Raw genomic sequence first — 7,364 nt, forward strand, 5'->3', positions numbered from 1 at the left:
GGCATTGATTTCTTTTTCCTTTACCAGGTTTTCCGAGATCATGAGGGATAGGTTGGCCTTGCCGTCAATGTTGGCGCCCAATAACAGCACCAGGTTGTCCACCTCTTTTTTCATCTGGAAAGCCATGTCCTTCATGGCCCCGGCTGAATCAATATCAACAATGTCGGCAATGTAGTTGACCCCGTTGACCTGCTCCATCTTGTTCAGCAGATCGCGCTTCAGACTGTTCACCTTATCCTGCAGCAGGGATTCAACCTGCTTGTTCAGGTTGTTGTTGTCGTCAATGAGCTTTTCCACGCTTTTGCTCACATTAGCCGGATTGTTGAGCAGCCCACTGACTTCTTCCAGGGTTTGCAGATTTTTTCTGATGTATTCCTCGGCTTTATCCGCGGTGAGGGCTTCAATCCTTCTGATGCCTGCGGATATGGCTGTTTCAGAAGTGATTTTTAATATGCCGATCTGCCCGGTCGCATCCACGTGGGTTCCCCCGCATAATTCCACAATGTCGCCGAACTTGATCACCCGGACCAGATCTCCGTATTTTTCCCCAAACAATGCGGTTGCACCCATCTCTTTGGCCTCCTCAAAGGGAACTTCCCGTTTTTCTTCCCGGGGAATGTTTCTGCGTATATAATAATTGACGATCTTTTCAATCTTTTCAATTTCTTCCTTTGTAAGCTTCTGGAAATGCGAAAAGTCAAAGCGCAGATAATCGGGATGCACCAGCGAGCCCTTCTGTTCCACATGTTGTCCGAGCACTTCCTTTAGGGCATGGTGCAACAGGTGGGTGGCCGTGTGGTTGTTGGCCGTTTTTATTCTTTTCTGGCTGCTTACCACTGCCTTAAAGGTGACATAAGGGTCTTCCGGAAACTTGTTGGCATAATGCACAGTTTGGTTGTGCTCTTTTTTGGTGTCGATGATGGAGATCTTTTCTCCGTCGGATTCTATGTAGCCGGTATCGCCAACCTGACCGCCCGATTCGGCATAAAAAGGTGTATAATTGAATACCAACTGGTACATTTCCTTTCCTTTCGACTTGATCTTCCTGTATTGGGTTATTTGAACCTCTGTTTCCGTATGGTCGTATCCAATGAATTCATCTCGTTCATCTTCGCGTATTTTAACCCAATCGCCGGCTTCAACCTTTCCGGCCTGCCGCGACCGTTCTTTCTGTTTTTCCAGCTCCCGGTTGAATTCTTTTCTGTCCACCACCAGGTCATGCTCTTTCAAAATAAGCTCGGTAAGGTCCAGCGGAAAGCCATAAGTATCATATAGCTCGAACGCCGTTTTGCCATCTACCACTTTGTAATTGTTCTTTTTGGTTCTGTCTATGACACCATCCAACAGCTTTATCCCTGTATCCAGCGTTTTCAGGAAAGTGCTTTCTTCTTTCCTGATCACTTTTCCGATTAAATCTTTCTGAGCATCGAGCTCAGGGAATGCATCACCCATGACCTCTATCAGAGTGGGAAGAAGCCTGTAAATGAAAGGTTCCTTAAAATCAAGGTAGGTGTATCCATATCTTACAGCCCGCCTTAATATACGGCGTATCACATACCCGGCTTTCACATTGGAAGGGAGTTGCCCATCAGCTATAGAGAAAGATATCGCCCGGAGATGATCGGCCACTACGCGCATGGCCACATCGGTCATATCTTCTTTACCATAATCCTTTCCTGCCATTTTGGAAAGTTCCTGGATAATGGGCTGAAAAAGATCGGTATCATAATTGGAATATTTATTCTGCATCACCAGGCAAAGCCTTTCAAAACCCATGCCCGTATCCACGTGCTTTTCGGGAAGCAATTCCAGCTCCCCGCTGGCCTTCTGGTTGAACTGAATGAAAACCAGGTTCCAGAGTTCGATGACCATGGGATGATTCTGGTTGACCAGCTCAGTACCGGGCTTTCTGTTTCTTTCTTCATTGTTTCTCAGATCCACATGAATCTCGGAACAAGGTCCACATGGGCCGGTATCGCCCATTTCCCAGAAATTATCTTCTTTAGAGCCGTATAAAATACGATCCTCCGGCAAATGATCCTTCCAGTGTTCCATGGCTTCATCGTCCCGCTCCAGACCATTTTCCTGATCCCCTTCAAATACGGTTGCATACAACCGGTCTTCCGAAATGCCCATCTCATCTGTAAGAAATTCCCAGGCCCAGGCGATGGCCTCTTTCTTGAAATAGTCGCCGAACGACCAGTTGCCAAGCATCTCAAACATGGTATGGTGGTAAGTGTCGTGCCCCACTTCTTCCAGATCGTTGTGTTTGCCCGAAACGCGCATGCATTTCTGTGTGTCGACCACGCGCTTGTTTTGGGGCGTTTCGTTACCCAAAAATATATCTTTAAACTGATTCATGCCTGCATTAATGAACATCAAGGTAGGGTCATCCTTCACAACCATCGGCGCAGAAGGAAAAATTGCATGTCCCTTGCGATTGAAAAAATTCAAATAAGCTTCCCTGATTTCTTTGGATTTCATAAAATTCTATTTTAAAATTGTCTAACCCGAATTATTCACAAATAATTTTGACGCTATTGAAAAACCTGGCTTTTTGCTTCAATAAATTTCGCAAAAAGCCGGTTTTTCTAATGCGGGGTTGCCTTGCTCCGCACGCTGTCGCTGAAGCTTTAGCGTAAGCGACTGAAGCTTCGCGAAGGCGAGCCTGCATCCACCCCGCAATCCACCCTTCATTCATAAACTTTCCCGCTTACCAGCGGGATTCGTTTATGAATAATGCAGGCTAAAATAATTCACTTAATTTAGCCAAAAACCTTTTTTTGCCCAAAATATTTTGTAAAATTAAATAATTCATTTAGATTTGCTAACATAAAGGATTTTGATACGTAAACAATAACGAAAAACAACCTTATTTTTATGGCAAAAATAAAATATCGTTTTGATCCACATACAATTACCTACCAAAGAATAGACAAAACAGCGAAAAGCAAATTACTTCAGGGGCTCCTGTATTTTGGTATTACCCTTGTGGCTGCCATCGTATTTAACATTCTTTTTACCGCACACTTTGATACACCCAAGGAGCACCGCCTGAAAAGTGAAAAGGAGGAGCTGGTTTTTAAATACGAAATGCTTTCCCAGAATATTGAGCATGTGAATCAGGCATTGAATTACATTGAACAACGTGATGATCATTTGTACAGACCCATTTTTGAACTGGACCCCATACCCGGTAACGTTCGTGAGGCAGGTTTCGGCGGTACCAACCGGTATGACGAGCTGAAAAAATATTCCAATTCGGATATTATGGTTTCCACCACCAAGGAGTTGGATAAATTGGAGAATGAATTATATATACAGTCGAAATCATTTGACTCGGTCATAAAAGAAGCCCGGAATAAGGAAAAGATGATTGCCCGTATTCCGGCGATACAACCCATAAGTATAAAAGATTATGGAAGGATAAGCGATTATTATGGAAGAAGGCGCGATCCCTTTACGGGTAATATGAGAATGCACCGTGGAATGGATTTTACAGGTCCCATAGGTACGGAAATTTATGCCACAGGGAAAGGTGTGATTGAACAGGCCGGATATTCTGCCTACGGTTACGGTAAAGAAGTGGTGATCAATCATGGATATGGATATAGAACCGTGTATGCCCACCTAGACGAAATTCATGTAGAAAAAGGCGATACGGTATCCCGTGGTGAAGTGATCGGAACATTGGGGAATACCGGACGCTCAACCGGACCGCACCTTCATTATGAGGTCAGAAAGGGCAACCGTGCTGTAAATCCATTTCATTATTACTTTGATGACATCACTGCCGACCAATATGATAAGATGATCTCTGCAGCAGAAGAGAACAGAAGACCAATGGATTAATAACTTCTATGGAAAGATATAAATATAAATATAATCCCCGGACAGTTAGATACGAAAAGGTAAAGCTTACCCGGAAGGATAAGTTTATGCGGTTTCTTACATACTTTACCGCTACCCTGGTATTGGCCGTGTTGTACAATCTTCTATTCAGCACATTTTTTGATACACCCAGGGAAAAAGAATTGATGCGGGAGAAAAATCAGCTCGAGTTGCAGTATGAGATGTTAAACGATAAGTTCGACCGGGTTGAAAAAGTCTTACAAGATCTTAAGGAAAGAGACAACAACATTTACCGGATTATTTTTGAAACCGAGCCCATACCGAGTTCAGTCAGGCAGGCAGGTTATGGTGGTTCCGAACAGTATGAGGAGCTGAGAAGTCTTGAAAATTCCGAGTTGATCATTGAAACCAATCAAAGGCTGGATAAATTATCCAAACAGCTTTATGTCCAGTCGAAATCCTATGATGAGATTGTTAATATGGCCAAAAACAAGGAAAAAATGCTCTCATCTATCCCTGCTATTATGCCTGTTTCCAATGAAGACCTTACCCGTACGGCCTCCGGGTTTGGCTGGAGGATTCATCCCATCTATAAGATAAGAAAGTTGCATGAAGGAATGGATTTTACAGCTCCTACGGGTACAAAGATTTATGCTACGGGAGATGGTGTAGTGGAAAAGGTTAAAAGTTCCAAAAGAGGTTATGGTAAAAGAGTGGTTCTTGATCATGGGTTTGGTTATAAAACCCGTTACGCCCACCTGGATGAATTTAATGTACGTAGGGGAGAAGAGGTTAAACGAGGCGACGTTATCGGGTATGTAGGGAATTCAGGATTATCGGTTGCTCCACATCTTCACTATGAAGTCGAAAAAGATGGTGAAAACGTGGATCCGGTCCATTATTATTTTAATGACCTTACGCCCGAACAATATGAAAGGATGATTTTCATCTCCAGCAACAGTGGACAGTCTTTAGATTGAGCGAACCATTATGAAGGATTTGTCGGGAAAATTACTGTGTCTCCTTCCTTTCCTCTGGGCTTCGCTTTTGTCGTACGCCCAGACAGATTCTCTTTCAAATCCGAACGATACCCTTGATGTTAACGCCACTGAGCTAATAAATGACGATTCCGTTGAAGTGATCATTCCTACCTTTTTGGGCAACAAACAGAGAAATTATTATGGATCCAATCCACCTGAAAGTTTGGAGATTAAATGGAAAAGATACCTGGGAAAGGGCAAGACTGTTATTTCCAGGAAAATCGGGGAGAAGGAGTGGAAAGGTGCAGGCTGGACCGGTCAGCCTTTGCTTGTGAAAGAAGGAGATGATTTGTTTCTCATTCAGGGAGCCTATGACCACAATCTGAAAAAGGTACATGCTGCAAGTGGAGAGCTGGTATGGGAATATGCGTTTGACGATGTTATAAAAGGTACCGGAACCATTTGGTATAAACCGGACTACCCGGAACCGGAAAACCGGATGGTCATCTTACAGGGAAGCCGTTTGGGTGTGGGCAATTACCTGGACAGCGATCATATTCCCAGTTACCGGGCTATATCTTATTTTACCGGGGAGGAGTTGTGGCGGCATGATGTGAAATGGACCCATAGTTACAGCAGGGATGTGGATGGTTCCGCTCTGGTTATCAATGACACGGTGTATATCGGCCTGGAAAATTCCCTGTTTACAGTGTTTGATCCCGATTACAAAAATGCCGAAATGAAGGATGACATGCTGCAGCCCAAAATCCATCAACAGCTAAGGTTATACGATATGCCTGATGTGGAAAAACATGATCACAATGTGGTTACCGAATCTTCACCCTCCTTGCTGGGGAATCGTATATACGTAACTTCAGGGGCCGGACATGTTTACGGTTATAATCTGAAAACCCGAAAACTGGATTGGGATTTTTACATAGGCTCTGATCTGGATGGCTCAGCAGTAGTAACTTCTGATAGTTGCCTGATGGTTTCAGTTGAAAAACAATATATTAAAGGAAAAGGAGGCGCCTTTAAGCTGGATCCTTCAAAATCTCCTGAGAACTCTGTAATTTGGTATTTTCCCACGGATAGTACTGATCTCCTTAGCTGGGAGGGCGGAATCATTGGATCAATAGGCATTAATGACAATTACACCGGGGAAGAAGAGGAAAAACTCGCAGCATTTATTGGGCTGGATGGGTATCTTTATGTGGTAAACCATCAAAAAATCCAACCCGGTAAGAAGGTGCCCGGTCCGGACAGTACGACTTATCATCCTACCCCGGAACTGATTTATAAAAAAAAGGTGGGGCCTTCGATTTCAACTCCCGTTTTTTATGAGAACAAACTGCTGGCAGCCACTTACGATGGGCTGTATCTATTTGAATATAACCGGCAGCAGGAATTCGTGCTTAAAGATAAATTTGCGGCTCCTTTTGAAGCTACGCCAATAGCTTATAACGGATGTATCTATATAGCATCGCGGAACGGATATCTTTATTGCTTTTCCGGTTAAAATGGATTGGAGTTTCCTTACAGATTTTATTAATTTGGAATTATAAATAAAACTTTAGAAAATGCCCTACAAAGAACAAAAAGTAGATAAGTTATATTACAGTATAGGTGAAGTCGCAGAAATGTTTGAAGTGAACAATTCCCTGATCCGTTACTGGGAAAAAGAATTCGATATCATTAAGCCCAAAAAGAACAAAAAGGGGAATCGTTATTTTACACAGGAAGACATAGAGAATTTTCATATCATTTATTACCTGGTCAAAGATATGGGTATGACCTTAAAAGGTGCCAAAAAGAAGCTAAAGGAGAACAAAGACGGAACCATCTATAATTTTAAGGTAATTGAATCCCTTAAGAGTATCCGCTCTATGCTCACGGAGCTTCGTGAAGATCTGGATGATATTTAAAACCATAACCTGGACAAGCCAGAACCAAACAGGATATTCGCCCAAATGCACAAGGACTGAATTATTAGCAATATGAAAAGCCATGCATGTCCAGGTTATTTATCGTACCTTATCAATCTATAACAGCATTACTCATTTATAACAAGAGAACAAAGATATAATAATGATTTCAGCTATAAATTATTGATTTTCTGCCAAAATTTGTCAGAATGTAAATGATAAGGTACTAACTTTAGCACAATTTGTTATTTCCATTGTTGTATAGCGGAAAAAGTAACCTATGCAAATCAAAGAGCTTGTTGAATATCTGAATGCCTCAATTCCCCTGGGATTACAGGAAGATTACGATAATTCCGGATTGCTCCTGGGTAATACGGATAATGAATTATCGGGCGTGCTGGTTTCGGTTGATGTTACCGAATCGGTCATAGAGGAAGCCAGGCAAAAAGGAGCCAATTTCATTCTTGCCCACCATCCTTTAATATTTTCAGGTTTGAAGAGCCTTACCGGAAAAGACCATGTGGAACGGTGTGTAATCAAAGCCCTTAAAAATGATGTAGCGATATATGCCGCCCATACCAATCTGGATAACCTGAAGAACGGTTTT

At 42.7% G+C, this 7,364-nt stretch carries 6 protein-coding genes; 5 read left to right on the forward strand and 1 reads right to left on the reverse strand.

From position 1 onward, the window contains the following. On the reverse strand, window positions 1–2,484 hold a 2,484-nt coding region (gene alaS / locus KGY70_14520), incomplete at its 3' end, for an alanine--tRNA ligase (protein ID MBS3776406.1). 396 nt (window positions 2,485–2,880) lie between these two features. On the opposite strand from alaS, the gene KGY70_14525 reads away from it, so the two are divergent. The 5 genes from KGY70_14525 to KGY70_14545 all read left to right on the forward strand — a co-directional run. Beyond that, window positions 2,881–3,852 (forward strand): M23 family metallopeptidase, encoded by a 972-nt coding sequence (locus KGY70_14525; GenBank protein ID MBS3776407.1) that lies wholly within the window; start codon window positions 2,881–2,883, stop codon window positions 3,850–3,852. A gap of 8 nt (window positions 3,853–3,860) precedes the next feature. Continuing rightward, window positions 3,861–4,832, forward strand: coding sequence for a M23 family metallopeptidase (locus tag KGY70_14530; GenBank protein MBS3776408.1), 972 nt, complete (start codon window positions 3,861–3,863; stop codon window positions 4,830–4,832). 10 nt (window positions 4,833–4,842) lie between these two features. Continuing rightward, window positions 4,843–6,351, forward strand: coding sequence for a hypothetical protein (locus tag KGY70_14535; protein MBS3776409.1), 1,509 nt, complete (start codon window positions 4,843–4,845; stop codon window positions 6,349–6,351). A 61-nt stretch (window positions 6,352–6,412) separates the two neighbouring features. Further along, window positions 6,413–6,757: a MerR family transcriptional regulator gene (locus KGY70_14540; GenBank protein ID MBS3776410.1), complete on the forward strand. Its 345-nt coding sequence runs from the start codon at window positions 6,413–6,415 to the stop codon at window positions 6,755–6,757. 280 nt (window positions 6,758–7,037) lie between these two features. Continuing rightward, window positions 7,038–7,364 (forward strand): Nif3-like dinuclear metal center hexameric protein (locus KGY70_14545; GenBank protein MBS3776411.1); only part of this gene is annotated, 327 nt, incomplete at its 3' end.

It is taken from the genome of Bacteroidales bacterium (assembly GCA_018334875.1).
Taxonomy (GTDB): Bacteria; Bacteroidota; Bacteroidia; order Bacteroidales; family UBA12077; genus JAGXLC01.

Coding starts and splice junctions, on each gene's coding strand:
- KGY70_14525 (MBS3776407.1), top strand. CDS start 2,881: ATGGCAAAAATAAAATATCGTTTTGATCCACATACAATTACCTACCAA.
- KGY70_14530 (MBS3776408.1), top strand. CDS start 3,861: ATGGAAAGATATAAATATAAATATAATCCCCGGACAGTTAGATACGAA.
- KGY70_14535 (MBS3776409.1), top strand. CDS start 4,843: ATGAAGGATTTGTCGGGAAAATTACTGTGTCTCCTTCCTTTCCTCTGG.
- KGY70_14540 (MBS3776410.1), top strand. CDS start 6,413: ATGCCCTACAAAGAACAAAAAGTAGATAAGTTATATTACAGTATAGGT.